At 70.2% G+C, this 26,674-nt stretch carries 26 protein-coding genes; 18 read left to right on the forward strand and 8 right to left on the reverse strand.

The genetic code is table 11. The annotated features are described in order from the left end of the window. Nucleotides 1-45: 45 nt before the first annotated feature. On the forward strand, nucleotides 46-1,605 hold the full coding sequence (locus AGRA3207_RS19190) for a CYTH and CHAD domain-containing protein (protein ID WP_231336096.1): 1,560 nt from the start codon (nucleotides 46-48) through the stop codon (nucleotides 1,603-1,605). Here AGRA3207_RS19190 and AGRA3207_RS19195 read toward each other — a convergent pair. Together AGRA3207_RS19195 and AGRA3207_RS19200 are read right to left on the reverse strand one after the other, a co-directional pair. Continuing rightward, entirely contained in the window at nucleotides 1,571-2,467 is an 897-nt protein-coding gene (locus AGRA3207_RS19195) for an NUDIX hydrolase (RefSeq protein ID WP_231336097.1), read from the reverse strand. The genes AGRA3207_RS19190 and AGRA3207_RS19195 overlap by 35 nt on opposite strands. Beyond that, entirely contained in the window at nucleotides 2,460-4,544 is a 2,085-nt protein-coding gene (locus AGRA3207_RS19200; RefSeq protein ID WP_231336098.1) for an RNA degradosome polyphosphate kinase, read from the reverse strand. Before AGRA3207_RS19200 ends, AGRA3207_RS19195 begins: the two co-directional genes overlap by 8 nt. A gap of 357 nt (nucleotides 4,545-4,901) precedes the next feature. Here AGRA3207_RS19200 and AGRA3207_RS19205 point away from each other — a divergent pair, with 357 nt between their 5' ends. The 9 genes from AGRA3207_RS19205 (at nucleotide 4,902) to AGRA3207_RS19245 (ending at nucleotide 14,392) form a co-directional block, all read left to right on the forward strand. Beyond that, nucleotides 4,902-6,551 (forward strand): pentapeptide repeat-containing protein, encoded by a 1,650-nt coding sequence (locus AGRA3207_RS19205; protein WP_231336099.1) that lies wholly within the window; start codon nucleotides 4,902-4,904, stop codon nucleotides 6,549-6,551. Between the two features lie 108 nt (nucleotides 6,552-6,659). Beyond that, nucleotides 6,660-6,986, forward strand: coding sequence for a hypothetical protein (locus AGRA3207_RS19210; protein ID WP_231336100.1), 327 nt, complete (start codon nucleotides 6,660-6,662; stop codon nucleotides 6,984-6,986). Nucleotides 6,987-7,152: 166 nt separating this feature from the next. Further along, on the forward strand, nucleotides 7,153-8,511 hold the full coding sequence (gene pafA / locus AGRA3207_RS19215) for a Pup--protein ligase (protein WP_231336101.1): 1,359 nt from the start codon (nucleotides 7,153-7,155) through the stop codon (nucleotides 8,509-8,511). Nucleotides 8,512-8,775: 264 nt separating this feature from the next. Continuing rightward, nucleotides 8,776-9,975: a PP2C family protein-serine/threonine phosphatase gene (locus AGRA3207_RS19220; RefSeq protein WP_231336102.1), complete on the forward strand. Its 1,200-nt coding sequence runs from the start codon at nucleotides 8,776-8,778 to the stop codon at nucleotides 9,973-9,975. Then, entirely contained in the window at nucleotides 9,972-11,741 is a 1,770-nt protein-coding gene (locus AGRA3207_RS19225; protein WP_231336103.1) for a sensor histidine kinase, read from the forward strand. The genes AGRA3207_RS19220 and AGRA3207_RS19225 overlap by 4 nt, the downstream gene beginning before the upstream one ends. Continuing rightward, entirely contained in the window at nucleotides 11,716-12,153 is a 438-nt protein-coding gene (locus AGRA3207_RS19230) for a response regulator (protein ID WP_231336104.1), read from the forward strand. Before AGRA3207_RS19225 ends, AGRA3207_RS19230 begins: the two co-directional genes overlap by 26 nt. A 63-nt stretch (nucleotides 12,154-12,216) precedes the next feature. Beyond that, a complete protein-coding gene (locus tag AGRA3207_RS19235) occupies nucleotides 12,217-12,690 on the forward strand; it encodes a MarR family transcriptional regulator (protein WP_231336105.1) in 474 nt (157 codons plus the stop codon). A gap of 146 nt (nucleotides 12,691-12,836) precedes the next feature. Next, on the forward strand, nucleotides 12,837-13,655 hold the full coding sequence (locus AGRA3207_RS19240) for a L,D-transpeptidase (protein ID WP_231336106.1): 819 nt from the start codon (nucleotides 12,837-12,839) through the stop codon (nucleotides 13,653-13,655). A gap of 53 nt (nucleotides 13,656-13,708) precedes the next feature. Beyond that, a complete protein-coding gene (locus tag AGRA3207_RS19245; protein WP_231336107.1) occupies nucleotides 13,709-14,392 on the forward strand; it encodes a choice-of-anchor P family protein in 684 nt (227 codons plus the stop codon). 113 nt (nucleotides 14,393-14,505) lie between these two features. On the opposite strand, the gene AGRA3207_RS19250 is transcribed toward AGRA3207_RS19245, so the two are convergent. The 5 genes from AGRA3207_RS19250 to AGRA3207_RS19270 all read right to left on the reverse strand — a co-directional run bounded on the left by AGRA3207_RS19250 (nucleotide 14,506) and on the right by AGRA3207_RS19270 (nucleotide 17,256). Next, on the reverse strand, nucleotides 14,506-14,802 hold the full coding sequence (locus AGRA3207_RS19250) for an STAS domain-containing protein (RefSeq protein ID WP_231336108.1): 297 nt from the start codon (nucleotides 14,800-14,802) through the stop codon (nucleotides 14,506-14,508). Nucleotides 14,803-14,911: 109 nt separating this feature from the next. Beyond that, a complete protein-coding gene (locus AGRA3207_RS19255) occupies nucleotides 14,912-15,313 on the reverse strand; it encodes an ATP-binding protein (protein ID WP_231336109.1) in 402 nt (133 codons plus the stop codon). 97 nt (nucleotides 15,314-15,410) lie between these two features. Then, nucleotides 15,411-15,662: a hypothetical protein gene (locus tag AGRA3207_RS19260; protein ID WP_231336110.1), complete on the reverse strand. Its 252-nt coding sequence runs from the start codon at nucleotides 15,660-15,662 to the stop codon at nucleotides 15,411-15,413. Between the two features lie 125 nt (nucleotides 15,663-15,787). Then, a complete protein-coding gene (locus AGRA3207_RS19265; RefSeq protein WP_231336111.1) occupies nucleotides 15,788-16,171 on the reverse strand; it encodes a hypothetical protein in 384 nt (127 codons plus the stop codon). A 311-nt stretch (nucleotides 16,172-16,482) separates the two neighbouring features. Continuing rightward, entirely contained in the window at nucleotides 16,483-17,256 is a 774-nt protein-coding gene (locus tag AGRA3207_RS19270; RefSeq protein ID WP_231336112.1) for an SDR family NAD(P)-dependent oxidoreductase, read from the reverse strand. A 128-nt stretch (nucleotides 17,257-17,384) separates the two neighbouring features. Here AGRA3207_RS19270 and AGRA3207_RS19275 point away from each other — a divergent pair, with 128 nt between their 5' ends. From AGRA3207_RS19275 to AGRA3207_RS19290, 4 genes are all read left to right on the forward strand, one after another. Then, entirely contained in the window at nucleotides 17,385-17,813 is a 429-nt protein-coding gene (locus AGRA3207_RS19275) for a helix-turn-helix domain-containing protein (RefSeq protein WP_338028290.1), read from the forward strand. Beyond that, nucleotides 17,806-18,174, forward strand: a complete 369-nt coding sequence (locus AGRA3207_RS19280) for a DUF4180 domain-containing protein (protein ID WP_231336114.1) — start codon at nucleotides 17,806-17,808, stop codon at nucleotides 18,172-18,174. The genes AGRA3207_RS19275 and AGRA3207_RS19280 overlap by 8 nt, the downstream gene beginning before the upstream one ends. A 1,175-nt stretch (nucleotides 18,175-19,349) precedes the next feature. Beyond that, nucleotides 19,350-19,688 carry a hypothetical protein gene (locus tag AGRA3207_RS19285; protein WP_231336115.1) on the forward strand — a complete coding sequence of 113 codons (339 nt, stop codon included), beginning with the start codon at nucleotides 19,350-19,352 and terminating at the stop codon, nucleotides 19,686-19,688. Nucleotides 19,689-19,881: 193 nt separating this feature from the next. Further along, nucleotides 19,882-20,538, forward strand: a complete 657-nt coding sequence (locus AGRA3207_RS19290; RefSeq protein ID WP_231336326.1) for a DNA alkylation repair protein — start codon at nucleotides 19,882-19,884, stop codon at nucleotides 20,536-20,538. Nucleotides 20,539-20,667: 129 nt separating this feature from the next. Here AGRA3207_RS19290 and AGRA3207_RS19295 read toward each other — a convergent pair whose 3' ends face one another. Further along, complete coding sequence (locus AGRA3207_RS19295; RefSeq protein WP_231336116.1) at nucleotides 20,668-21,009, reverse strand: VOC family protein; 342 nt, start codon at nucleotides 21,007-21,009, stop codon at nucleotides 20,668-20,670. A gap of 209 nt (nucleotides 21,010-21,218) precedes the next feature. On the opposite strand from AGRA3207_RS19295, the gene AGRA3207_RS19300 reads away from it, so the two are divergent. The 4 genes from AGRA3207_RS19300 (at nucleotide 21,219) to AGRA3207_RS19315 (ending at nucleotide 26,491) form a co-directional block, all read left to right on the forward strand. Continuing rightward, nucleotides 21,219-22,790 (forward strand): alpha/beta hydrolase, encoded by a 1,572-nt coding sequence (locus AGRA3207_RS19300; RefSeq protein ID WP_231336117.1) that lies wholly within the window; start codon nucleotides 21,219-21,221, stop codon nucleotides 22,788-22,790. Continuing rightward, nucleotides 22,751-23,068: a DUF6191 domain-containing protein gene (locus tag AGRA3207_RS19305; RefSeq protein WP_231336118.1), complete on the forward strand. Its 318-nt coding sequence runs from the start codon at nucleotides 22,751-22,753 to the stop codon at nucleotides 23,066-23,068. Before AGRA3207_RS19300 ends, AGRA3207_RS19305 begins: the two co-directional genes overlap by 40 nt. Before the next feature lie 925 nt (nucleotides 23,069-23,993). Further along, on the forward strand, nucleotides 23,994-25,343 hold the full coding sequence (locus AGRA3207_RS19310; protein WP_231336119.1) for an aspartyl protease family protein: 1,350 nt from the start codon (nucleotides 23,994-23,996) through the stop codon (nucleotides 25,341-25,343). Between the two features lie 488 nt (nucleotides 25,344-25,831). Further along, complete coding sequence (locus AGRA3207_RS19315) at nucleotides 25,832-26,491, forward strand: class I SAM-dependent methyltransferase (RefSeq protein WP_231336120.1); 660 nt, start codon at nucleotides 25,832-25,834, stop codon at nucleotides 26,489-26,491. The last annotated feature ends 183 nt before the right edge of the window (nucleotides 26,492-26,674 follow it).

Genomic DNA, 26,674 nt, shown 5'->3' on the forward strand with positions numbered 1-26,674 from the left:
CCAGGGTGTGCTCACCGCCGTCCGACCCCCTTGGAGGAGCAGATCGTGGCCGTCAAGCATGTGGAGATCGAACATAAGTACGACGCCGTCGCCGAGTTCGTCCTGCCGGATCTGGACGGGCTGCCCGGGGTGGCGTCCGTGAGCGAGCCGGTGACGCACGAGCTGCACGCGAGCTACTTCGACACGCGGGATCTGCGGCTGGCCGCGCACGGGATCACACTGCGGCGGCGGAGGGGCGGGTCGGACGCGGGGTGGCATCTGAAGATGCCGCTGGGGCCGGACAGCAAGCAGGAGCTGCATGCGCCGCTGGGACGGCCCCGGATCGTCCCCCCGCGGCTGGCGGCGCTGGTGGCGGCGTACACGCGGGGCGCGGCGCTCGACCCGGTGGCGACGCTGGACACCGAGCGGACGGTGGTGCGGCTGCTGGACGAGGACGGCGGCGTCCTGGCCGAGGTCGCCGACGACCTGGTGACGGGGCGGGACGTCCGGGTGCCGGACGCCGTCGCGGCGGAGGCGGCGACGGCCGACGCGGTGGTCCTCGCCGTGGCCGCCGTGACCGAGCAGTGGCGGGAGATCGAGGTCGAGCTCGGCGACGGCACGCACGAGCTGCTGAAGGCCGTCGGGAAGCGGCTGCGGCGGGCGGGGGCGAAGCGGGCGAAGTCGTCGTCCAAGCTCGGGCGGCTGCTGGACGGGGCGATCGTCCCGTCTGAGGCGAAGGCGGCCAGGGCGGCGACGCGGGCGCGGCTGGTGGCGGCGACCCAGAACGGCAAGGCGCCCGTGGTGACGACGGCGGAGACCGTGATGGCCTACCTCGCCGCGCAGGTCGAGGCGGTCGTCGAGTACGACCCGAAGGCGCGGATGGGGGAGCACGACGCCGTCCACCGGATGCGGATCGCGGTGCGGAGGATCCGCAGCACGCTCAAGAGCTACCGGACCGTCCTGGACGTGGACGGCACGCTCGGCGAGGAGCTGAAGTGGCTCGCGGCGGCGCTGGGCGAGGTCCGCGACCTGGAGGTGCTGCGGATGCGCTTCGAGGAGAAGCTGGACGGCGCGGCGTCCGCGTGGATGGAGGATCTCGCGCGGCAGGAGCGCGCCGCCTACCGCAGGCTGAACATCGCCCTGAAGGACGCCCGGTACTTCTCGCTGCTGGACAGGCTGGAATCGCTGATCGCGGAGCCGCCGCTGGGGAAGGCCGCCGAGAAGAAGGCACGGAAGGAACTGCCGGTCCTCGTGACCAAGGCATGGGACCGGATGGCCAAGCAGTACGCGACCATCGCGGTGGCAGAGGACCCCGACATCGCGCGCCACGACACCCGGAAGGCCGCCAAGCGCGCGCGGTACGCCGCCGAGGTGGCCGTGCCCGTGCTAGGGGTGGCCGCGCGCAGGGTCGCCAAGGACGCCAAGCGGATCCAGGAGGTCCTCGGCGAATACCAGGACGGGATCATCGCGATGGAGCACCTCCAGACGGCCGGGACGCGCCCGCGCGTGGCCGCCTCCGACGCGTTCACCCTGGGTGTGCTCTATGGCAAGGAGCAGTGCGCGGCGGAGGCGGCGCGCGACCGGCTGGACGTCACCTGGTCGCAGACGCTCGGGCCGTCTTTCTGACCGGGCCGTGACGTTCCAGGGCGGCGACGGCCGAGGTGTCCATGTGGGCGACCCAGAACTCGCCCTTGCGCAGGCCGGGGTCGTCCGGGACCGTCTCCCCCATCTCCTTGCACAGTCCCGTGACGAGGTCGGAGACGACCTCGCCGTGCGTGCACACGACGGTCGGCGTCCCGTCCGCGACGAGGTCGAGGGCGCGTTCCATGGCACGGTCCGCGCCGGTCTCGCCGAGGGTGAACGCGGCGTCGGTCACGACCGGTGAGCGCAGCAGCCGCGCATACGGCAGGACGGTCTCCAGGCAGCGGGCCGTCGCCGAGCTGATCAGCCTGGCCGGGCCATAGGAATGCAGGAGCCCGGCCAGGGCGGACGCCTCCGAGCGGCCCCGCTCGTCCAGGGGACGCAGCTCGTCGGGCTCGCGCCACTGCCGTTTCTCACCGGCCTCGGCGTGCCTCAGGATCACCAGGGGCCAGGTGCGCAGCGGCCCGCGCAGGAACTCCTGGAGGAGCTCCGCGTCGCGCTCGTAGGTGAGACGGGCCCCCGCCTCCCCGGCGGGGAGCCAGACGAGCCGGTCCACCTCGTCGTTGGGGGCGAACCCGGCCTCGGCGACGGGCCGCGCGGACCAGTAGTCGACGCGCTTGTCGCGCCCGCCGACCTGGTAGCCGCTGGTGGACAGGCGGCGGCCGAGGCGGGCCACGAGCCCGGTCTCCTCCTCGATCTCGCGGACGGCGGCGCGCAGCACGTGCTCGCCCTTGTCGACCTTGCCCTTGGGGAAGGACCAGTCGTCGTACCGGGGACGGTGGATCAGCCCCACTTCGGGGCCGTCCCGCCAGAGGACGGCCCCCGCGGCGTGGATCGTGTCAGCCATCGACCGTCCTCCACCGCCGGCTCCGGACCAGGTGGCTCTGGATGTCCAGGAGGGTCTCGCCGGGTGGCGGCTTGCCGCGCGTCCAGGTGCCGTCTCCGGCGAGCGTCCAGGCGTGGGTGCCCTCGTCCATGGCGGTGTCGAGGAGGGTGAGCAGCTCGCGCCGCTGGGCCCGGTCGCGGACCGCGACGAGCGCCTCGACGCGGCGGTCGAGGTTGCGGTGCATCAGGTCGGCGCTGCCGATCCACACTTCGGGCTCGCCGCCGTTCTCGAACGCGAACACCCGCGAGTGCTCCAGGAACCGGCCGAGGACGCTGCGCACCCGGATGGTGTCCGACAGGCCGGGCACGCCGGGACGGAGCGCGCAGATGCCGCGCACCCAGACGTCCACCGGCACACCGGCCTGCGACGCCCGGTAGAGCGCGTCGATCACGATCTCGTCCACCAGCGAGTTGCACTTGATCCGGATCCGCGCGGAGTGCCCGGCGCGGTGGTTGTCGATCTCGTGGTCGATCCGCTGGACGAGCCCGGACCGCAGGCTGTGCGGCGCGACGAGCAGCCGGTGGTAGGAGCTCTGCCGCGAGTAGCCGGTGAGGTGGTTGAACAGGGCGCTGACGTCCTCGCCGACCTCGGGGTCGGCGGTGAGCAGGCCGAAGTCCTCGTAGAGCCGCGCGGTCTTCGGATGGTAGTTGCCGGTGCCGATGTGGCAGTAGCGGCGCAGGGTGCCGTCCGCGTCCTGGCGGACGATCAGCGCGAGCTTGCAGTGCGTCTTCAGCCCGACGAACCCGTAGACGACGTGGCAGCCGGCGGTCTCCAGCTTGCGGGCCCACGCGATGTTGGCGCGCTCGTCGAAGCGCGCCTTCAGCTCGACGACCACGACGACCTGCTTGCCGGCCTCGGCGGCGCTCATCAGCGCGTCGACGATCGGGGAGTCGCCGCTCGTCCGGTAGAGGGTCTGCTTGATCGCCAGGACGCGCTTGTCTGCGGCGGCGTCCTCGATCAGCCGCTGGACGGTCGTGGTGAACGAGTCGTAGGGGTGGTGGACGAGCACGTCCCGCTCACGGATGGCGGTGAAGATGCTCGCATCCTCCGGCAGGGCCTCCTTGGAGGGGACGAAAGGGGGGTACTTCAGTTCCGGGCGGTCCAGGTCCGCGATGGCCGCGAGGCCGCCGAGGTCGAGGGGGCCGCCGACGCGGTAGATCTGGCCCTCGTCCACCATCAGCTCGTCGGTGAGCAGCTCCAGCACGCCCTCGGAGATCGACTCCTCGACCTCCAGCCGGACGACGGGCCCGAACCGGCGGCGCAGCAGCTCGCGCTCCAGCGCCTGGAGCAGCCCTTCGCTGATGTCGTCGTCGATCTCCAGGTCCTGGTTGCGGGTGACGCGGAACGCGTGGTGCTCGACGACCTCCATCCCGACGAACAGCTGGCCGAGATGCGCGGCGATCACGTCCTCCAGCGGGGTGAACCGGTCGGGGGACGCCTCGATGAAGCGCGGCAGCAGCGGCGGCACCTTGACCCGCGCGAACATCGTCGCGTCCGTCTCCGGGTCACGGACGATCACCGCGAGGTTGAGCGACAGCCCCGAGATGTAGGGGAAGGGGTGCGCGGAGTCGACGACCAGCGGGGTGAGCACGGGGTAGATTCGGTCGCGGAACAGCCGCCGCAGCCGCTCCTGCTCGGTCTCGGCCAGCTCGTCCCAGCGCAGGATGTCGATGCCCTCCTTGCCGAGGGCGGGACGGATCTCGTTGCGGAACGCGGCGGCGTGCCGCAGCATCAGCTCGTGCGCGACGCCCGCGGTGCGCTCCAGCACCTCGCGCGGCTGCCGGCCGCTCGCGGACTGGACGGCGAGCCCGGTCGCCATGCGGCGGGCGAGCCCGGCGACCCGCACCATGAAGAACTCGTCCAGGTTGCTCGAGAAGATCGAGAGGAACCGGACGCGTTCCAGCAGCGGCAGCGCCGGGTCCTCGGCGAGCTCCAGGACGCGCTGGTTGAACCTGAGCCAGCTCTCCTCCCGGTCAAGGAAGCGGTCGTCGGGCAGCACCTCATCGTTACGAGGGAGATGTCCTGGATTGACTGTCATGTCCGTAATTTTTCCCGAGCAAAGTGAACGGCAGTCGAACGTAGCGGTCTCGCCGAAGGATCAGATACGCCGATCATGCCCGCGGTTCCGCCTGATCACTCGGTGATCCGGAACCTGGATCGCCGCCACTACGCTCCGGACGATCCGATGACCGTAGGGTGACGGATGCGAGCGAAACGTCCGAAGCCGGTCGCGGGGTCCCTGGGACAGGGGTGGCGGGAGAGGGCGCGAGAGGGAAAGCCGAGGTGGGCGTGGCCCCTGATGGCCACGGCCGTGCGCTGGGTCACCGCGAAGGAGTACCGACCTGGCCACCAGGAGACCTTCACGTGGGCACCCGACGTAGGTAGAACGAGAAAGGTGACCCCTCACGAGCCTACGCAGCCGCCCCTGACCACGGTGCTCTGGCCGCGGTGCACGGCCGTCTACGGATGCACCGGCCGCGCCGTCGCGGAGTTCGGGGGCTGCCCGGCGCACCTCTCCCCCGGGGATTTCGATCTGTTCGCCGAGGGCATCCGTCCCGGCGCGGATCTGGACCTGCGGGGCGTCACCGTCCCGGCCTGGCTGCTGGACGCCTTACTCGACGCCCTGACCGGCCCGGACGGACGGCCCCACATCGGGCGGACGCGCTTCGACGGCGCCGTCCTCCCGTCCCATGCCGTTCTGCACGGTGCCTGTGTCGAGGGCGACAGCTCGTTCGACGGCGCGTGCTTCCTGGGCGGCGCCTCCTTCTACGACGCGCGCTTCTTCGGCAACGTCTCGTTCCGGGGCGCGCGCTTCGGCGGCAACGTGTCGTTCCATGCCGCGCGGTTCCACCGGCACGCCTCCTTCGAGGAGGCCGTGTTCGCCGGAGACGCGCTGTTCGGCGAGGCGGGCTGGCACGCCGACGCCTCCTTCCGCAACGCCGTGTTCATCGGCGCGGCCTGCTTCGACCGCGCGCTCTTCGGCCGGGACGCGGCGATGCAGGCGGCGTGCTTCGGCGGCGCCGTCTCCTTCAAACGCGTCCAGGTGACGCGCCATGCCCATTTCGAACGTGCCAGGTTCCGGCGGGGACTGTGGCTCGGCCCGCTGGTCGCCGGCGGGCGGATCGGCCTCGCGGACGCCTGCGCGCACGCCGGGCTGCGCGTCCACGCGACGGCACGGCAGGTGTCGGCCCGGGGCGTGACGGTGCGCGGCGCGGCGGAGTTCCGGCTCCGGCACGCCGACCTCGACCTGGAACGGGCCGACGTCGGCGAGACGATCACGGTCCGGTCACTGCCCCAGCCGATCGCGGGGCTGCCCGAACCCGCCTGGACCGGTCCATCGGCGATCCGGCTGCGGTCGCTGCGGGAGGTCGCCTCGGGCGGGCTGCACCTGTCGGACGTGGACCTCAGGGACTGCGCCTTCCTCGGGCTCCGGCGCCCCGATCTGCTGCGGATCTCCGGCGACTGCCTCTTCGCGACCCTGCCCGTCCGGCGGCCCTGGTGGTCTCTCTCCACCACCCCGGACGGCGGCGCCGCGCAGCGGGCCCCCACAGAGCGGGCCGCGTACATGCGCGTCGGCCCGACACGCATCGGGCTGCGGTGGCGCAGGCACGGCCGGGCCGTCCTCGCCGAGGACCTCGCCCGGCGCTCCGGCGACAGGACGGACCGCGGCTCCGACCGGCTGGATGCCCTCTACCGCGAGCTGGCACGTGCCACCGCCGGATGCGGCCGCCACGCCCTGGCACGGGACTTCCGCTACAACGCCTTCGAGATGCGCCGCCACGGCGAGCCCGACCAGTGGAGACGCTGGGCACTGCACATCCTCTGGCTGACCAGCGGATACGGGCTGCGCGCGGGGCGCATCATGGCCTGGATCGCGGTGCTCGTCGCGCTCGTCTGCTGCGGCGCCACCTACCTGCGGCACGGCGACCACCAGAGCCCGGTGCGCCCGCCCCACCGGCAGCCGACCGCCTCGCCCCGGCGGCCGCTTCCGACCGTCATCGCGAAGCCCGCATTAACCGGACGCCACGTCACGCCGCCCTCTTGATTGAGGACGGCGTGATCGTTACCCATCACCTTCTAAAGGGGCGGCGCAAGGGACGGGGCAAGGGACCGCGCCCCGGTTTTGTCAGACCTTTGGGTAATGATTCTTGTTATGAGCAGAGACACCCATCCGGGGGTGCAGTGCCCGCACTGCCAATCGCATCTCGCGCTCGTCCCCGTCCCCCCGGGCGCCGCGCCCGCGAACGCCGTGCCCGCTGGCGCCCAGGGGCCCGCGCCCCCCGTCGTCCTGATGAAGGAGGAATGGTCGCCGCCGCCGGTCGCGGAGGTTCTCGCGGTTTACGCGGGCCGCGTCAAGGACACCGCCACGGCAATGCGCGGCGCGGCCCGGGTCAGGGAAAGCCTGAACCGGGCCAGGTCCGCCGCCGCGCAGCGCAAGGCCGCCCAGAAAGCCGCCCGGCAGACCCCGAAAAGCGCCTGATCACGACCCGATCACGCCCCGGGTGAGGGCGCGGGTGAGGGCGTCGTGGCCGACCGCGGACGAAGCCCGTCACGTCCGGCCAGGCCACAGAGCACTGGCTCCACAGCGGTCGAACAGAGGCTCAGAGGACCACCGACCGTGCCCCGGGCCGCATACGCTCACGGGTGTGGACAGACGCATCTTCGGGCTTGAGAACGAGTACGGCGTCACCTGCACCTTCCGTGGCCAGCGGCGGCTGTCACCTGATGAGGTGGCGCGCTACCTGTTCCGGCGGGTGGTGTCGTGGGGCCGTAGCAGCAACGTGTTCCTGCGCAACGGCGCGCGGCTCTACCTGGACGTGGGCAGCCACCCCGAGTACTCCACGCCCGAATGCGACAGCGTCATCGACCTGGTGACACACGACAAGGCGGGCGAGCGGATCCTGGAGGGCCTGCTGGTCGACGCCGAGCAGCGGCTCCGCGAAGAGGGCATCGCCGGCGACATCCACCTGTTCAAGAACAACACCGACTCGGCCGACAACTCCTACGGCTGTCACGAGAACTACTGCGTCAGCCGCCAGGGCGAGTTCGGCCGCCTCGCGGACGTCCTGATCCCCTACCTGGTCTCCCGGCAGATCGTCTGCGGCGCCGGCAAGGTGCTCCAGACCCCGCGCGGGGCGGTGTACTGCGTGTCGCAGCGGGCCGAGCACATCTGGGAGGGCGTGTCGTCGGCGACGACCCGGTCCCGCCCGATCATCAACACCCGCGACGAGCCGCACGGCGACGCCGAGCGGTTCAGAAGGCTGCACGTGATCGTCGGCGACTCGAACATGAGCGAGACGACGATGCTGCTCAAGGTCGGCGCGACCGACCTGGTGCTGCGGATGATCGAGGCGGGCGTGGTGATGCGCGACCTCACGCTGGAGAACCCGATCCGGGCGATCCGGGAGGTCAGCCACGACACGACCGGACGGCGGAAGGTCCGGCTGGCCAACGGCCGCGAGGCCAGCTCGCTGGAGATCCAGGAGGAGTACTTCGGCAAGGCCAAGGACTTCGTCGACCGGCACGGCGGCGACGCCGTGGCGCTGCGCGTCCTGGAACTGTGGGAGCGGACCCTGCGCGCGGTGGGGACCGGCGACCTCGACCTGGTGGCCCGGGAGATCGACTGGGTGACCAAATACCAGCTCATCGAGCGCTACCGCCACAAGTACGACCTGCCGCTGTCCTCGCCGCGTGTGGCGCAGCTCGACCTGACCTACCACGACGTGCACCGCGACCGCGGTCTCTACTACCTGCTGGAGAAGCGCGGCTCGGTCGAGCGCGTGTCGCGGGACCTGGACATCTTCGAGGCCAAGTCGGTGCCGCCGCAGACCACCCGGGCCCGGCTGCGCGGCGAGTTCATCCGCAGGGCGCAGGAGAAGCGGCGCGACTTCACCGTCGACTGGGTCCACCTGAAGCTGAACGACCAGGCCCAGCGCACCGTCCTGTGCAAGGACCCGTTCCGCTCCGTCGACGAACGCGTCGACAAGCTCATCGCCGACATGTGACGCACGGGGCGCAGGGTGCCGGAGCCACACGACGATGTGCCGCCCGAGCGGCGGCGCGGGAGGCCGTGCGGGAGGTGGCGCGGGAGGCCGCGCCGGATGCTGCCAGAGGCGTCATGGGGCGGTTGACCAGGCAGAACGCACGGCGCCCCTGCCGTGCGCCGGTGTTCCCTCACGAGCGCCCGGCGGGCTGGCATATATTTGCTCGACTGCAAAAGAAGAACGCCCGTCACCTGCACGGTTCCGCAGGGCGAAGGAGCTGATCGTATGCCCGCGATGCACGGTCGCGGCGCCGAACGGCTCCTGGACGTCGCGGGCTCCCTGCATCTGCTCCTCGTCGAGGACGACGCCGGAGACGCGTTCCTGTTCGGGGAACTGCTGACCGAGGTGCAGCCCGACGTCCGGATCACCGTCGCGAGCACGCTCGCCGAGGCCCTCGCCGCCTTCCGCCCGGACGTGCAGTGCGTCATCGTCGACCTCACGCTGCCGGACGCCGAGGGCCTGGACGCGCTGCGGCAGGTGCTCGCCCGCGCGCCGGGCACGGCCGTCCTGGTGCTGACCGGCCTCGCCGACGCGCACGTCGGCGTGGAGGCGGTCGCCGCCGGGGCGCAGGACTACCTGGTCAAGCAGGACGTGGACGGCGCGCTCCTCAGCCGCGCCATCAGCTACGCGATCGAGCGCAAGCGCGCCGACGAGTCCGAGCGGCAGCTCGTCGAGGCGCGGGCGGTGAGCCGCGAGAACGCGCGGCTGGAGCGGGGGCTGCTGCCCGTCCCGATCCTCAACGACCGGGGGCTGCGGCACCACACCCGCTACCGGCCCGGACGCGACCGCGCGCTGCTCGGCGGCGACTTCCACGACACCGTGGAGACCGACGACGGCGCCGTCCACGTGGTGATCGGCGACGTCAGCGGGCACGGCGCGGACGAGGCGTCCCTCGGGGTGCGGCTGCGCATGGCGTGGCGCACGCTCGTCCTGGCCGGCCACACCGGGCAGCGGCTGCTGGAGACGCTCGACGCCGTCCTGGAGCACGAGCGCTGGAGCGAGGAGATCTTCACCACCGTCTGCATGATCACGATCTCGCCGGACCGGCGCAGCGCGCGGCTGCACCGGGCGGGCCACCCGCGGCCGCTGCTGTTCGGGCCGACCGGCGTCCAGGCCGTGCCGGACGAGCCGCGCGGGCCCGCGCTCGGGCTGATGCCCGGCATGCGGTGGCCCGCCGCCGACATCGAGCTCGGCGACTCGTGGGGGCTGCTCCTCTACACCGACGGGCTGATCGAGGGGTACGCGGGGGACGGCGGGGAGCGGCTCGACCTCGCCGGGCTGATCGAGATGGCGCAGGCGGCGCACGGCGGCGGACGGCGCGGCGACGCCCTGGTGGACGGCCTGATCGCCGAGGCCGAGCGGCTCAACGGCCAGGCCCTCCCCGACGACCTGGCCGTGCTGCTGCTGAGCCGGGGCGGATCGTGACACCCGGCCCGGAGGAGACGACACCCCGGACGGCGCACGACCCGGCGGGCGACGCGACGCGCGACCCTGCGCGCGACGCGGCGGGCGAGACGGCGGGCGAGACGGCGGGCGACGCGGCGGGCGGCCGGGCGGGCGAGCCCACCGGCGAGGCGGCGCTCACAGAGATCATCGGGCCGCCGGTGGTGATGCCCGCGGCGGGACTGCCCGAGCCGCGCGGGATGAGCCGGCTCCGGCTCGTCCAGATCTACCGGTGGGGGTCGATCATCCTCGGGCTGCTGCTCCTGGTCTCGTTCGCGCAGGCCGGGTCCGCCCTCTACGGCAACAACCAGGCCCGCAACACCCTCATCGACCGGATCGACCCGGCCACGCTGGAGCAGTTCCGGCTGTCCTCGGCGATCGCCGCCCAGGACATGGCGATCCGCGACTACGCCTCCACCGGCCGACCGGCCCACGTCCTGGACTACCGGGCGGCGGTCGCGCAGGAACGCGCCGCCGCGGCGAAGATGCGGCGGCTGCTCTCGGGGGTCGCGCGGGGCGCGACCGTCACCGACATGCTCGACCGCGTCTCCGCCGACGCCGCGGCCTGGCGCACCGGCTTCGCCGACCCGCTCGCCGCGACGCCTGGCGGCCGCGCCATCGAGCGCGCGCGGGACGAGGAGGCCCGCCGCCTGTTCAGCACGATCCGCAACGACATCGCGCCGTTGCAGAGGAGCATCACGACGCTGCACGGCGAGGCCGCGGCGAAGCTGCGCAGCCGCGCGAGCACGGCCCTGTGGTCGGCGGTCGTCGCGCTCGGCCTGGTGGTGCTGGCGGCCCTCGCGCTGACCCTGGTGTTCCGCCGGACCGTCCTCACCCCGATGTCCCTGCTGGGCGGCCAGGTCAGGGCCGTCGCGCTGGGCGACTTCGCGCATCCGCTGGACGTCCGCGGCCCGGCCGAGATCGACGAGCTGGCCGTGATCATCGACGGGATGCGGCGGCGCATCCTGGACGAGTGGCGCGCCACCACCGAGGCCACCCGGCGGCTGGACGCGCAGGCGGGGGAGCTGCGCCGCTCGAACGCCGAGCTGGAGCAGTTCGCGTACGTGGCCAGCCACGACCTCCAGGAGCCGCTGCGCAAGGTCGCGAGCTTCTGCCAGATGATCGAGCGCCGCTACGGCGACCAGCTCGACGAACGCGGACGGCAGTACATCGCGTTCGCCGTGGACGGCGCCAAGCGCATGCAGGCCCTCATCAACGACCTGCTGGGCTTCTCCCGGGTCGGCCGGATCACGCGGACGGAGGACTCGGTCGACCTGAACGCGATCGCCCGGCAGGTGCTCGACGACCTCGGGACGCTGGCCGAGGAGACCGGCGCGGAGGTGGAGGTCGGGGACCTGCCGTCCGTGCCCGGCGACCCCGCGCAGCTCGCCCGCCTGTTCCAGAACCTGATCGGCAACGCGGTGAAGTTCCGCCGCCCGGACGAACCGCCCCGCGTCACCATCGACGCCCGCCGCTCCGGCGCCGAGTGGGAGTTCCGCTGCGCCGACAACGGCATCGGCATCGAGCCCCGCTACGCCGACCGGATCTTCCTCATCTTCCAGCGGCTCCACCCGCGCGAGGAGTACACCGGTACGGGCATCGGGCTCGCCCTGTGCAAGAAGATCGTCGAGTTCCATGGAGGACGGATCTGGCTCGACACCCGCGACCGGGGCGGTTCGCCCGGTACCACGTTCCGCTGGACGCTCCCCGCAGGAGACCACGATGACCAAAGGCCCGCGCCCCATTGAAGTGCTGCTCGTGGAGGACGATCCCGGCGACATCCTGCTCACCGTCGAGGCGTTCGAGCACAACAAGGTCAACAACAGCCTGCACGTCGTCAACGACGGCGAGCAGGCGATGGCCTTCCTGCGCCGCGAGGGCGACTACGCGGACGCGCCCCGCCCGGACCTCGTCCTGCTCGACCTCAACCTGCCGCGCAAGGACGGCAGGGAGGTGCTCCACGACGTCAAGAACGACGGTGACCTGCGCCGCATCCCCGTGGTCGTGCTCACCACGTCCGAGGCCGACGAGGACATCCTGCGCAGCTACGACCTGCACGCCAACGCGTACGTGACGAAACCGGTGGACTTCGACCGGTTCATCTCCGTCGTCCGCAAGATCGATGATTTCTTCGTCTCGGTGGTCAAGCTCCCCCGCTGAGGGCGCCGCGGCACGCCCGCGGCGGACTGCCGTCCGGGTCCGGGGTGTGTAACAGTGGACGGCATGGTCGCCACGCCGGATCATGGGTTCGCGGAGTCCGCCGCGGCCCTCGACGAGGCGGCGTCCACGCTGATGGACATCTGGTCGCGCCCCCACACCGCCGCGGACGTGCCGGTGCCGTCCACGCAGCTGCGGGCCCTGTTCATCCTGGAGCGCGGCCCGGTCAACGTCAGCCGCCTGGCGGCCGGGCTGGGCGCGCTGGTGTCGTCGGCGAGCCGCCTGTGCGACCGGCTGGAGGCGTCCGGGCTGCTGCTGCGCGACCCGGGCCGCGACCGCCGCGAGGTCACCGTGCGGCTGACGCCGGGCGGCCAGGAGGTCCTCGACCGGCTGCGGACGCGGCGGCTCGAAGAGCTGGCGCAGGTGCTGGCGACGATGCCCGCCCCGGCGCGGGACGCGCTGCTGTGGGGCCTGGCGGAGTTCCACGAGGCGGCGTCGCGGCCGGACGCCCATCGCGGCGCCCTCCCGGATCCCGGATGAGACCGCCCGCGTACAAATTCCTTTAATTCCGAATTCGCCTGGCAAATCGGAAGTTAAACGGCATTGTGCATGGCCAACGCAATGGCGTTGCCATTTTTTCTCCATTGCCGATACCTGGGCCTTCGACACCACTAATATCGCGGCTCATGGCGACCACGAATGTCCTGCCGGGACGTGTCCGGACGTCCGGGGCCCTGCTCCCGGCGGCCGCCGCCATGCTCCTGCTCGGCGCGTGCGGGGGCCCGTCCCCCGGCAAGGCGTCCGCCGAGCGGCCGGGCGCCGGCGGGCGGCCGGGCGCGGAGGCGGACACGGGCCGCAAGGGACCCGCGGCCACCACGTTCGCCACCCTCCGCGGCGTCCCCAAGGACGCCGCCCCGCGGTCCGGCACCAACGGGCTGGTCGTGCACCCGACCGGCCCGAGGGCGGTGCTCGACCGTCCCGGCGGACGGACCATCGCCACCCTCCCCACCGAACAGCTCGGCGGCCCCACCTGGGTCCCGGTGGTGGAGACCTCCGGCGGCTGGCGGCGCGTGCTGCTGCCGAGCCGCCCCAACCAGGCGAGCGGCTGGATCTCCGCTGCGGGGCTGCGCACCGCGCGAACGTCCTACACCGTCAAGGTCGACCTCTCCCGCCGCGAACTGACACTGGTCAGGTCCTCGCGGCGGGTCGGGCGGTGGCCGGTCGCGGTGGGCGCCCCCGCGACCCCGACGCCGTCCGGCCGCACGTTCGTCATGGCCACCCTCGCCCCCGCCAAGAAGACGCCCAGCCCGCTCGTCCTGCCGCTCGGCACGCACTCGGCGACGCTGGACACCTTCGGCGGCGGGCCCGGCACGGTCGCCCTGCACGGCTGGCCCGACACCTCGGTGTTCGGCAAGGCCGTCACGCACGGCTGCGTGCGGGTCCCCGCGGACGCGCTGCGGAAGCTGTCGCGCGTCCCGCTCGGAACGCTCGTGCTCATCGGCTGACCCGCGCCGACCGGCGCACGCCGCTCGGCCTTCCCCAGATCGGAGATCTCACCATGCGCGCTGTCCTCAGACGCCTGACCTCGGCCGGGCTCCTGGCCACCGGTCTCGTCGCCACCACCACTCCCGCCATGGCGGGCACTCCCATGACCGGCACCGCCGCCCCGCGCGCCGCGGGCGCGGAGGGCGCGGCATACGGGCTGACGGCCACCGGGCCGATCCCGCTCGCGCCGGTGCCCACCGTCTCGTCCACCTCGGACGAGGTCAGCAAGAGCCTCCTGCGCGAGGACCGCACCAAGCTGGTCAAGGCGTCCGCGCTGAACGTGCGGGCCCGCGCGGGCCACGCCCGCTCGACCGTCGGACGGCTCAACGTCCCCGCCGCGAAGCTGATGGCCAGCACCGTGTCCGCCACCTGCGACGGCGGCCAGGGCAGCGCCCACCTCGCCAACGCGGTGGCCGCCGGACGCCGCCTGATGGCCGCCCCGCCGCCCAACACCACCGTCCCCGTCGAGCTGGACGGCGTCGGACGGGCCGCGCTCGTCCTCAACAAGCAGCAGCGCCTGCCCAACGGGCGCCTCGCCGTCACCGCCATGGAACTCCAGCTGCCGCAGAACGGCGGCTCGACGCTCCGGGTCGCCTCCGCCACCTGCGGACGGGTCGCCGCGCCGCGGCCCGCGCCCGGACCCGTCGAGGCTCCCGCGCCGACCCCGGTGAAGCGGGACCTCCCGGTCACCGGCTGACGATCGTGCCGAACGGCCCGGGAGCACACCTCCCGGGCCGTCGCACGTCACGTGCCGTCGCAGGTTACGGGCCGTCGCACGTCACGGGCCGTCGCACGTTACGGACGCGGTGGTCAGCGCACGGGGAGGAGTGCCTGGTCGAGCGTGTCGTGCAAGGCGAACACCCTGGTGAGCTGGGTGACGTGGAAGACGCCCCGCACCGCCGCCGGGCCGCCCGCGAACGCCATCGAGCCGTTCGCGGCCCCCAGCCGGTGGAACACACCGATCATCACGCCGAGGCCGGTGGAGTCCAGGAAGGCGACGCCGTCGAGGTCGATCACCAAATGGCGGGCGCCTGCGTCCACGAGCCCGATGAGGAACTCGCGCAGCCGGGGGCTCGTCTCGACGTCGATATCACCCGTGAGGGCCACGATCGTACGATCCCCATAACGGCGTGCGCTGAAGTCCACGGCAACTCCCGAAATCCCCGAGGAGAATACCGGAACGGCGCCTTGGGCCGAAGTGACCCGGCCGAAGCGCTCAGCTCGCCAGCGATTTCTCGAAATGCACGACCGACCCTTCTCTGGTCACACGGTCGGCGATCCGGACGTCCTCGGTGAAGGCCCGGATCAGTTGCAGGCCGCGTCCGTGCTCGGCGGTCAGCGGCGCCCGTCCGCCGCCCCACTGAGCGGAATCGCCGCCGCCCCCGTCGATGACCTCCACGACGCAGCGCAGCCCGTCCATCCGCGCGCGGACCTCGTACTCCATCCCGGCCGCCGCATGCTGGATGACATTGGCGCACGCCTCCCCCAGCGCGAGCGCTATGTCGGCGCGGATCTCCGGCGTCACCCCGAGGCCGCGGAGGGAGGCGTCGAGCGTATGCCGTACGAGCGGCGCGCTCTCGGCGTTCCTCGGCAGGGTCATTTCGAGGACGACCTCCATGCCAACCGCCTCCGTTCCTCTAGGAGGCAGATTTCCCACTACCACACGCCGGAAACTCCGGCCACCCCCACCTCGACCCCAAAGTGGAACAAAAGCCCTAGTCAGCCATCTCTGCCATGACTTTCGCACCCTCTCCGGCGATCTCGTCGACCGGGAACCGCTCCAGGTCGTGCCGCAGCAACGTCTCAGCGGCATCCATTGCCGCCTTGGCGGTGATCATGCATTCATGGGCCCGCTCGATCTCCCCGAGCCCGAGGCAGTCGAAGGCCACCCGCGCGTCATGGGTCGCCATCCGCAGCTGCCGGACGACCTCGTCCATGCCCATGCCCGTCCCGGCGTCGATCCCCATCCGCTTCCCCCCGTCGGCAGCTCCCCTCCGCACTCTAGACCGCGGACACCGCGGGGTCCCGGCGACATGACCATGGGCGTGACCTGCGCGTTCACGATCAAGAAGGGTCAGAACCCGTCATCGGGTCACGATTCGTCTCCGAGGTCGCCGGCGAGGGCGCGGGCGGCGGCCGTCCGGGCCTCGTCCAGACCCTCGTAGCCGGTCTCGCGGTTCTGCGCGGCCTGGTCGTCGATCCACCGGCCGTGCGCCTCCCACGCGGCCTGTTTCGTGACGCCCAGCGCGGCGCCGATCTGCGACCAGGACGCCCCCGCGGTGCGCGCGGAGCGGACCGCGAGCTGGCGGCCGTAGGCGGCCTTGCGGGCGATCACCTCGCCGAGCGCCAGAAGCTCCAGGACCTCGTCCCGGTCCAGCGGCAGCCCGCCGACCGCGTTGCGCACCCACAGCGCGTCATGACGCGCCGCCGCCGCGGGCAGCGTGATCTCTTTCTCCATCCCATCAGCTGTGATCATGACAACGAGTCTGCGGTCAGGACACCCTGACGTCAAGTAACCCTGACGTCCGTGTCGACTTCCAGACACCCCACCCCTCCCCCTTGACGTCCCGTCCCCTTGGCGCATCGCGTCCGCGATCGGGCTGACGGCACTGCTCACCGCGCTCCACCCGGCCTGCGATCTGCGGCACCCGTTCACCTCGCGGGCCAGGCACGTCCGCCCTGGCCGGGCGTCTCCGCCGACCGTCGTTCCAGCACCGCATGCAGCAGAGCTCCGGCGTCGCGCTCACCGGCTTCGCCGCGAACCTCGTCGCCGGGCACTCGTGGGGCTCACGCCTCCTCGGGGTCGTGTCCCTGGGCCGACCGCCCACCGTCGACGGGCAGGACGGCCCCGTTGACGAAGCCCGCCCCGTCCGACAGCAGGTACGCGACGGCGGCGGCCACCTCGTCCGGCCGCCCGACCCTCCCGACGGGGTGAAGCCGGCGCATCTCGTCCTCGACCCGCGCGGCCGACGCCGGATCCCGCCCGTCCAGGAACGCCTCGTACCGCTCGGTCGTGATCGAACCGAGCGCCACGGCGTTGACACGGATCCCACGCGGACCGTAGTCGACGGCCAGCGCCCGCGTCAGCCCTTCGATCGCCGCCTTGGCCGTCGCATACGGCAGGGCCCCTCGGACGGGACGCCGCGCCTGGTGCGAAGACACGTTCACGATCGCCCCACCCGTCCCCGCGTCCAGGAACCGGCGGACGGCCGTGACGCATCCGACCACCGCCGGGTCGAGGTTCAGCGCGACGAGCCCGAGGATCTCGGCCGCGGACGGGGCGCCGAGGTCGGCGTCCCGGAACACGGCGGCGTTGTTGACCCAGCCGGACAGGACACCCATGGCCTGCGCCCGGTCGGCCGCGCGCTCCGCGACGGCCTCGTCCGATGCGTCCCCGATCACGGGGACCAGCCGGGGCCCGGCGGGATGTCCGTCCGTCCACGACACGGCGGGCGGATCGAACTCGATCACAACGACGCCGTGCCCGTCCCCGAGCAGCCGCTCGACGATCACCCGGCCGACACCGCGGCCGCCTCCCGTCACCACGAACGTCCGGGCCACGTTCCTTCCTCCCGTCTTCGGACACGCAGTGGATCACACGTTTCGTATCACACCCTAAACTTCCCTATTTTTCCCTCAACACCCTATGATAGGGAGTGATGAAGGAAGAGATGTATTCGGTTCAACAGGTGGCTGACCGTCTCGGGCTCCACGTGCGGACCGTGCGCGGCTACATCCGCTCCGGACGGCTCAACGCGGTCCGGATCGGCAAGCAGTACCGGATCGCCCAGACCGACCTGGAGTCGCTGACGGGACGCTCCGGACCGGCACCCCAGCGCCCCGGCCCGGCGCCGGTCGAGGTGTCGAGCATCGTGCAGATCGACGGCATCGACCGGACGGCGGCCGACCGGCTGGGCACGCTGATCCTCGGCGGCGCGAACACCGCCCGCGACTCCGCACACCCGCTGCGCGTCCAGACCGTCCACGACACCGAACGGAACCGCATGAAGATCGTCATACTGGGCGGCGCGTCCGACACCGCGGACCTCCTGCGCATGCTGGACGTCCTCCTGGAAAGCGACAACGGCCTGCTCGGACGGGAGGCCGGCGATGCCTGACGTGATCCAGGAGCGTGCCGGGGTCCAGGTGCTGATGTGCGACCCGTCCGGCCCGCCGGTGGCCACCACGCAGGACGCGCTGGACCTGATCGGCGCGTCGTTCCTCGGCGCCAGGGTGGTCGCCGTCCCCGTGGACCGCCTGGACGAGCGCTTCTTCTCCCTGGGAACCCGGTTCGCCGGGGAGATCATGCAGAAGTTCGCCAACTACCGGCTGCCGCTGGCCGTCATCGGCGACATCACCGAGCACCTCGCGGCCAGCTCCGCGCTGCGCGCCCTCGTCCACGAGTCGGGCCGCTCCGACCACATCTGGTTCGTCCCCGACCTCGACGCCCTGGACGCACGGCTGCGCTCCGTCGCCTAACGCTTGCACGCCACGGCGCCGCACCCGTCCACCCTCGGGCGTGGTCCGCACAGCAGCGGAGAAGAGGGCAATCGACCCGGCCGATTCGCCCGCGGCTACGGCACCCATACCCAAAGGAAGAAGAACCCGTTACGGTCTCCCTCTCGACAATACCCTTGGATGTCTAAATGTTCGCGGAGATCATTGGCGACCCGCCCACATGCACGCCGATCTACATACATGCCGATGTACTCCCAGACACCGGCCTCCTCGGACGAGCCGCCACGGCCGACGTCACCGGGCCCACCAATGGCCCCGGTCCGGGCCCCGGCCCCGGCGTCTGCCGGAACGAAATTGGACGCGACCGCGAGTACGGTACAGGCCGCGGCGACGAGACCCACCTTCACTGCTCCATCCCCTTTCAACGAACGCTCCGCGCTCGCGCTTCCGTGTCGCGGAGCCGGGATGGCTGAAGCCTTCTCGGTGAAGGCTTGGAACGGCAAGGTCCGTCCCGTCCGAGACCGTTCGACATTGGACGCACCCCTGTTCACCCAGGTCAACACCACTGAGCAACCTGACCGCGCTGCCACATGAACACCCCGGTCACTCCCACCGAGAGGATCGGGCAACTGCCGCTGGACGCCGCGACAACGGCCATCGAGCCGTCCAAAGGATGGCGTCAACAGCCGAGGCGAACTCGGCAGGACGAACCCGTCGGACTCTAAAGCTCCCAAGGAACTCCACAAGGCCCGTCCCGCACCGGACGGCCAGTTCGACAGCGGACCGATGGCACATCAGCCCGCACAATTCGGCGCCGTTCCCGACCGCGACGAGCGCCCCCGTCACCGTAAGCGCATCGACGTCCGGGACCGGCGGCTCATGCGCGAGGAGTACCCGCCCCGCTCGGGGCGACGGATCGTCAATTCGATCGCCACCAGCGCCCCGGCACTGACACCGACCACGCACGCGGGACGCGGGCCCGTCCGTCACCGGTGCGATCAACCGTTGAGCGTCCTCGCCCACATCACCAACGACAGCACCGGCGCATCACCCCAACGTCCGCGCGCGCCAACCCACGAGGCAGAACATCACCTGGACGGCGGCATCTCAGGACGGCCGTCTCCGGCACCGAATCACCTCCCAACGCGACCTTAATACACATTAATATGCAACCGAAACAAGAAAGCATCAAGGCAATGAACACCGACTCCTCTACGGAAGGCAAATACTGGCGTTTAGCCGCAACGCCGGTTAATGTTGCCGACAGGGGCATCGTACGGCTGATCATTGTGCGGGATGAATCAGTCGATCATGAAGGAGGGCTCAGGGGAATGGCGCATGAGTACACCGTGGTCACGCCTCACGGGGACGTCCACCTCACGACCGAGAATCACCATTCTGCGTTCGGCAGCATTCACGACTTCCTTGAGCACCACAAGACCGAGATCTCGGCGGCGGTCGGTGTGACCTCCGTGGGACTGCAAATCCTGTCGTTGTACCTCTCGCACGGCCGCCGCGGCCCCCGCCTCGGCTGACCTCAAGTCCAGAGCGGCCGGTCGGACCGCCTCCGCAACGGCCCGACCGGCCATACACAGCCCAGCCCAAGCCGTCCGCCGAACGACACTGCACGATAGGCGTCCGGCGTCCAGCGTCCGATGCCCGTCGTAAGCTTGATGCGCACGTGCCGGACGGGAGGCTGAGGTGGGCGAGACGACGCTGACCGAGGTGATGGTCGAGCTGGCCGAGCTCAACGACCCGAGAACACGCGAGGTCAATGAAAAGCACGGTGACGACCACGGTGTGAACCTCGGCAAGTTGCGAGCGCTCGCAAAGCGGCTGAAGACGCAGCAGGAACTCGCACGCCGGCTTTGGGAGACCGATGACACCGCGGCGAGACTGCTGGCGCTCCTGATCTGCCGTCCGAAGGCGTTCGAACGCGACGAGCTGGACGTCATGCTGCGCCAGGCCCGCACGCCCAAGGTGCACGACTGGCTCGTGAACTACGTGGTGAAGAAGAACCCGCATTCCGAGGAGCTGCGTCTCGCCTGGTCCGCCGATTCTGATCCGGTGGTCGCGAGTGCCGGCTGGGCACTGACGACAGAACGCGTGACGAAGAATCCCGCGGGGCTCGACCTCGCAGGGCTGCTCGACGTCATCGAAGCACAGATGAAAGACGCTCCGGATCGCCTCCAGTGGGCGATGAACCACTGCCTTGCCCAGATCGGGATCGATCACCCCGAGTATCGTGCCCGCGCCATCGCGATCGGCGAGCGCCTGCAAGTACTCAAGGACTACCCGACCTCGCCAGGCTGCACGTCTCCGTTCGCGCCCATCTGGATCACCGAGATCGTCCGCCGCCAAAACGACAAGGCCGCGACCCACTAAACGAGCCGACGGCGCCCACCCCCTGATTCACCAAAGCGTCACGCGGCGTCCCACCATCCATCCCCGCCGACCCGATCGCCCACCTGGCCACACGTCACGTCTGAGATCAGGCGCCGGAAACAATGGCCGTCAGCCCGAAGCACCACCGAGGCTGATCTCATTGCCTTCCGCGTCCCGATAGGTCACCTTGGTCACGCCACCTTCGTACGTCTCGCGCGCTGTCGGCTCGATACCGCGCCGGGCGATCTCTGCGACCCGGTCGTCCAAGTCGCCGACGAACACCAGCACCAGGGCGTTCCCCGCCCGTTCCTGCTTCTGCACGATGTAGACGTACCGGTGCTCGGCCACCTCCCATACGGCCTCGATATCGTTCGGAAAGAACGACGGCTCCCTGCCGAAGAACCTCTCGTACCACGGCAACGACGCGGCGTAATCCGTGACGGGGATGCCGACGAAGAGATCCTGTGCCATGTGGTGCCCCACGTGTAGGCGACGTGTCACCGGTACAGACCTCGGCGGAGTCGAAAACTCATCGGCGTTCCGCGCCCACCACCTCGACCGCGGAGCCGACACCGGGCTGGACAGGTCTCCCTCGGAAGACGGAGCACAGCTAGCTCCTCAGAGGTATCTTTGCAGAGAAATCTTTGCAGACATGTCTCTGTGAAGTAGGTTCTGGCGGTATGCCACCCTCTGAAGCCAAGCGCCGTGCCGGACGTCCAACCGCCGTACGCATCGGCGTGATCGCCGGACTCGTCGCAAGCACTTCCAGCATCACAACTCTGAGCACCATGCCCACTGTGAACGCGGCGTCGTTGCCCGCGCCGGCTCACACCCCGAAGTGGACACGCTGTGATGCCCAAGAGACTCCAGGAGCAGAGTGCGCCTCCCTGCCACTGCCGATCGACTGGGGCCATCCCAACGGTCCGAAGTTCGAACTGAGCGTGGCCCGGCGCAAAGCCACGGATCCGGGCGACCGCGTCGGATCGCTGGTGTTCGGCCCTGGCGGCCCGGGTGACAGTGGCGTCGATCGGGTCGTGGAGGGCATCTCCCGCTTCAGTCCCGAAGTGCGCCGACGCTTCGACATCATCAGCTTCGACCCGCGCGGCGTCGGACGCAGCAACCCCATCACCTGTTCCGACGACCTGACCGCACGACGACCATCACCGAAAGTCGAGACCGAGGCCGCCTTTCGGGCCACTCTCGCCTACAACACCAAGCTGCGCGCCGACTGTCGCGAGCGCACCGGTCCGCTGTTCGACCATCTCGACACTCTGAGCACCGTCCATGACCTGGAGGCCGTTCGCGTCGCCCTCGGCGAACCCAAACTGACCTTCCACGGCAGTTCCTACGGGACGATGCTCGGTGCCCAGTACGCCGAGACGTACCCGCACCGCATTCGCGCCATGGTGTTGGAAAGCGTGCTGGATCACAGCGTTCCGACCGCTCGCGTCCTCCTACGCGACCAGGGCCTCGCGGCCCAGGACTCCTTCAACGAATTCGTGAAATGGTGCACCGCCAACACAGGATGCGCACTACATGGCCGCGATGTACGAGCGGTCTGGAAGGACCTACTCGACCGCGCGGAACGCGGTGAGTTGGAGAACCCGTCCAAGCCCGGCGCCCGCCTGTCGTCGATCGACCTCGTCAACACGATCGCGTTCCGCGCCTTCTACAAGGCCGACTTCGCCGGCCTGGCGCAGACGATTCTCGCGCTCGAGAAGAGTCGTCCCCTCCCGGCAGGGTCCGCCGTCCTCTCCCCTCTTCCACCAAGCGCCCCGATCTTCTGCTCAGACTTCCGCCTGCCCGTCCGCGACCACCGCGAGTACGCCTCACTTGTACGGACGCTGAACCGGACCGCCCCGGACATGCCGTACCTGCTTCCTCTCCGCATGGTGGCCTCATGCATGGGCGCGCCCACCAACAACCCCCAGCACCGTCTCAAGGTCAATGGCGCCCCGACGATCCTCCTGTCGAACGCCCTGCACGACCCCGCCACCGGCTATTCATGGGCACGGTCGGTAACACGTCAACTCGGCCGAAGCGGCGTTCTCCTAACCTACGACGGTCACGGGCACGGAAGCGTCACCAACGGTCCCTGCATGGAGAACACCGTCAACGCCTATCTCACCGACCTGAAAGCCCCCGCCCAGGGGGCCACCTGCCCTGCCCCAACCCGCGGAACCACTCACCGACTTGGTCCGTTGGAGGGCCTGTGGCAGTCATCGCCTTCATCACGATCCCCGGGCTCGTGATCGCACTGGTCGCCTTCGCCGTCCTCGATCGTGTCGGCCTGTGGGCGCACCGCAGGTTCCACCTGCCTTGGAGGCGGGACGAGGTGGGCCGTCCGGTGTCCGCGGTCGCCGTCGGCGAACTGGACGCCTTCTTCCACGGCACGCACCGCCATCAGCAGGAGCAGCGCCGTTCCTCACTAATGCTGCGGGACGAGGAGAACGACTGTGCGCCTCCGCGCACAAAAGTCGACCTAGACGCCGGAACCGTCACCTTGCGACGTCCGTCCGACTCTGCTTGAGCGTCCGAGTCACTCACTCCAAGCCACACCACGCAGCTTCTCCGAATGCCTAGCCTGCACCCACCCAGCACCACAGCCTTCGGTACACGGCTAGCTATTACCGCCCCAGACCAAGAGCGGTACCGTCCCCGTTGGTGACGATCGGACTATCCCCAGCAACACTGCCGTCTGAAGCAAGCGCGGCGTGGTCGTGGCCGGTGGCGATGCCGTACTCGATCGCCGTGCTGAAGGCAAGAAGCGCGGCCATCAGCGCACCCACGACAAGAGGCCGTACTCTCCGCTGCCTGACACCTCTTCCCAGCCGACGACCGGCGCTCAGCGCACGTGCCGACACCATCCCCGCGGATACACGCGTCCTCATCGGGACTCTCCTTTGTCCAACAGGCGAACCCTCCACAACTACATACGCACGACGGTTACAGCGACCCAGGGGCCCTCCAACCACGAGAAGCGAGGATCACACCCTCAGGACAGCAGTCACAATCTGGCACTACAGAGCTGCGTCCCGACTCACTACCCCCCACCGGTCGCGCGCTGCCTTGGTTGCGACCCGGAAGCACCGTCTCGTGACCAGCGTCCCGGCCAGATGCCGGGCGTACATCAGATGACATAACCGACGGCACGGGACGCCGGCGCGGCCGGACGCTGACGCCCGTCACCTGATAGCCCGCCAGCGAAGAACCGTTCGACGTACCAACGCCCAGATTGAGGCTTACCCTCTAACACCTTCAAGGCGGGCCGCCGCGGTCACTCACAGCGCGTACTCATCGCTGCCGAAGTACGCCGGTTCGCTAATGAGCCCGACTGGGGTGTATCGCGGACGTATCAAAAATCGCATACGCCCCGGCAACACTCTTCCGCCTTCAGTGGAGACATGGACCCCAGTGGTCCGTCCCGAGGGCGTGGTCGCCCTCGGTTTCGGAAGGTGATCACGAAAGAGGAGAAGGCCGTGGCCGAAGACGGAGCATGGGACCGGCGTTCACTGCTGCAGGGCGCAGCCGTAGTGGCCGGTGCCGCCGCGGCGGCACCGCTACTGGGCGGGACGGCCGCGGCGCGCGCCGACGGCGGCGACGCGGAAGCGTTGTTCAAGGCCGGGAAGTTCGAGCAGGCTGGCCGCGCCTATGAGGAGATCCTGAAGAAGGACCCCTCGAACCTGCTAGCGGCTCGTCAACGCGGTTACGTCGGCCTACTGAGCAACAAGTTCCCCGAAGCCGAGAAGTACCTCACGATGGCCCTCAACCTGGCGCCCGATGACAAGGAGACCAACGCGCTCCTCGGCGACTGCTACATCCGGCAAGACAAATTCTCCCTCTCCGTGCCGCGCTGGCAGGCGGCCGGCGAGGAAGCCTACGCCAAATGGTTCGCGGCGGTCGGCGGCGATACGTATCAGATCCACGGCGACATCGCGCGGGTGCCATGGCAGCAGGTGGACCCGGAGCCGCAGGTCGATGCCTCGGTCAACGGCGGGCCCCCGAGGCGCTTCAGCTTCTACACCGGCGCCGGGTGGCTGGGCCTCTCTGCGAAAGTGGCCAAAGAGGCCGGGCTACGTCCCGTCCACAAGGTGAAGAGCGACTTCGAAGGCCACATCATGTGGTCGTACTTCGGGGTGCTGGACTCCTTCAAGCTGGGCGACATCGAACTACGCAACATCCCTGTGAACTGGTCGGAGGCGGAGTCGGCCGAAGATGCGCCTCCCAAGACCAACGACGGCCTCATCGGCACGTGGGTCTTCTACCACCTGCTGACCACTTTCGACTACGCGGGCCATTCGCTGATCCTGCGCCGTCCGACCCCCGAGGCGACCAGAAAAGTACGCGCCGATGCCGCCCGGGCGGGCACCAAGCCACTGCCCCTGTGGCTGGCCCGCGAGCAGATGTGTCACAGCAGGGGCAGCTTCGTCGGCAACGCCGGTACCGGAACAGGCGTGGTCGGCGTGAACGTCGGCGGAGCCGGCGAGAATGTTGTGGGCATGTCCGGGGAAACAACGAAGCGCCTGCGGATCCGCACCGATCACGACCGCCCGCTCGAGACGTTCGGCCACAGCCACCCGACCGTCACCTACCCCTGCTACCCGAAAGAGGTCCGTCTCGGCGACGCCGTCGCCAAGGAGGTCTACTGCGAAACGGACCCGAACCTGCCGGTCAACGTGCCCTGGCCCTTCGGCCCAGGCTTCGACGCGATCGGCCACTTCGCCCACTGCTTCTTCAAGCCCTACAACCTCACCCTCGACTTCACCAACATGAACCTCTACATCGCCCGCGGCAAAGCCACCTGACCCACCACCGGCACAAGCGTCCTAGAACTGCGGCAGAGCCGGACTGCGGAGAAACCACAGCGTCGCGCCGGCAACAGCCACAGCCCGCCCGGGCGACGGGACCGACCCGAAGAGGTCGCGCACCCGCCGTCCGGGCCGACCCGCGGGGTAGAGAAGACCGGACCGAGCGGAACATTGAACTACCCTACCCGGCGGCCCGTTTCAAAAGGGTCACCAGCTGCCGTGCCACGCGCAGCGCGACGTCCTGCCCGTGGTTGTCGGCGACCAGCGCGAGCGCCAAATCCAGGCACGCGCTCAGCCCGGCACCCGCCCAAACGTCGCCGTCGCGGATGAAATCGGCGGCGAGCTGGTCGGCGGTGGACCAGAGCGTCGGAGCCAGCCCGGAAACGGCCGGTTCGTGGCAGAGTGGCGGGATGCCTGGCGCGCGATACGGAATGGATGCGCCCTACGGGTTCAGCTTCGTGGGCTTAGTCGTGCTGGGGTTCTGGGTGACAGGGCTTGTGATGGCGATCAGCGCCGATCTGGCCGCCGCGCTGCCCGCGCTAATCTCCGGCACCCTGCTGGCGGGGTGCCTGGCCCTGAGCCTGCACACCACCCTGCGCGGCAAATTCCTGGTCTGGCGGGACGTGCTGGACGATCTGGACCTGCGTGGCGACGAACGGCTGCTCGACCTCGGCTGCGGACGCGGCGCCGTCCTGTTGGCCGCAGTCCGGCACCTCCCGCAGGGCCAGGCGGTCGGCGTGGACCTGTGGCGCGGACGGGACCAGTCCGGCAACACCCCAGCGGCGACCCTGCGCAACGCCCGCGCCGAAGGCGTCGCCGACCGCGTCCGCGTGCAAGGAGGTGACCTGCGCAGACTCCCGTACGCGGAGGCAAGCTTCGACCTGGTCGTGTCCAGCCTGACGGTGCACACCATCTTCGGCGCGGACGCCCGCGCCCAAGCGATCACCGAGGCGTACCGGGTGCTGCGGCCGGGTGGCCGCCTGCTGATCGCCGACCTGGCGCGGACCCCCCGCGAGTACGCTGCGGTGCTGGCCCGGCTGAACGCCCAGGACATCCACGTGCGCGGCCTCGGCTGGCGCGCGTGGTGGGGCAGCCCGTGGGTCCCGACCCGCCTGCTCACCGCCCGCAAACCCGCCACCCCCTGAACACACCCACCGGCACGATCCAGGCCCCATGGCCACCTGGCGTTTGACGACACCATCGATTTCAGTGAGCAGTCACACGTGTGTGCTCCACGACTTCCGGGGAAACGGGGTTGGGAGATCGCCTCGTTGCTCGGCAAGATGGCCGCGCGGGAACTCAAGAAGAGCAAGCAGGCAAGAAGCGCC

The organism is Actinomadura graeca (genome assembly GCF_019175365.1).
Taxonomy (GTDB): domain Bacteria; phylum Actinomycetota; class Actinomycetes; order Streptosporangiales; family Streptosporangiaceae; genus Spirillospora; species Spirillospora graeca.

Bases quoted from the DNA above. Each gene is read 5' to 3' on its own strand.
- AGRA3207_RS19195 (WP_231336097.1), bottom strand. From the start codon at position 2,467: ATGGCTGACACGATCCACGCCGCGGGGGCCGTCCTCTGGCGGGACGGC.
- AGRA3207_RS19200 (WP_231336098.1), bottom strand. From the start codon at position 4,544: ATGACAGTCAATCCAGGACATCTCCCTCGTAACGATGAGGTGCTGCCC.
- AGRA3207_RS19210 (WP_231336100.1), top strand. From the start codon at position 6,660: ATGAGCAGAGACACCCATCCGGGGGTGCAGTGCCCGCACTGCCAATCG.
- AGRA3207_RS19220 (WP_231336102.1), top strand. From the start codon at position 8,776: ATGCCCGCGATGCACGGTCGCGGCGCCGAACGGCTCCTGGACGTCGCG.
- AGRA3207_RS19230 (WP_231336104.1), top strand. From the start codon at position 11,716: ATGACCAAAGGCCCGCGCCCCATTGAAGTGCTGCTCGTGGAGGACGAT.
- AGRA3207_RS19235 (WP_231336105.1), top strand. From the start codon at position 12,217: ATGGTCGCCACGCCGGATCATGGGTTCGCGGAGTCCGCCGCGGCCCTC.
- AGRA3207_RS19240 (WP_231336106.1), top strand. From the start codon at position 12,837: ATGGCGACCACGAATGTCCTGCCGGGACGTGTCCGGACGTCCGGGGCC.
- AGRA3207_RS19245 (WP_231336107.1), top strand. From the start codon at position 13,709: ATGCGCGCTGTCCTCAGACGCCTGACCTCGGCCGGGCTCCTGGCCACC.
- AGRA3207_RS19255 (WP_231336109.1), bottom strand. From the start codon at position 15,313: ATGGAGGTCGTCCTCGAAATGACCCTGCCGAGGAACGCCGAGAGCGCG.
- AGRA3207_RS19260 (WP_231336110.1), bottom strand. From the start codon at position 15,662: ATGGGGATCGACGCCGGGACGGGCATGGGCATGGACGAGGTCGTCCGG.
- AGRA3207_RS19265 (WP_231336111.1), bottom strand. From the start codon at position 16,171: ATGATCACAGCTGATGGGATGGAGAAAGAGATCACGCTGCCCGCGGCG.
- AGRA3207_RS19280 (WP_231336114.1), top strand. From the start codon at position 17,806: ATGCCTGACGTGATCCAGGAGCGTGCCGGGGTCCAGGTGCTGATGTGC.
- AGRA3207_RS19285 (WP_231336115.1), top strand. From the start codon at position 19,350: ATGAACACCGACTCCTCTACGGAAGGCAAATACTGGCGTTTAGCCGCA.
- AGRA3207_RS19290 (WP_231336326.1), top strand. From the start codon at position 19,882: ATGGTCGAGCTGGCCGAGCTCAACGACCCGAGAACACGCGAGGTCAAT.
- AGRA3207_RS19295 (WP_231336116.1), bottom strand. From the start codon at position 21,009: ATGGCACAGGATCTCTTCGTCGGCATCCCCGTCACGGATTACGCCGCG.
- AGRA3207_RS19300 (WP_231336117.1), top strand. From the start codon at position 21,219: ATGCCACCCTCTGAAGCCAAGCGCCGTGCCGGACGTCCAACCGCCGTA.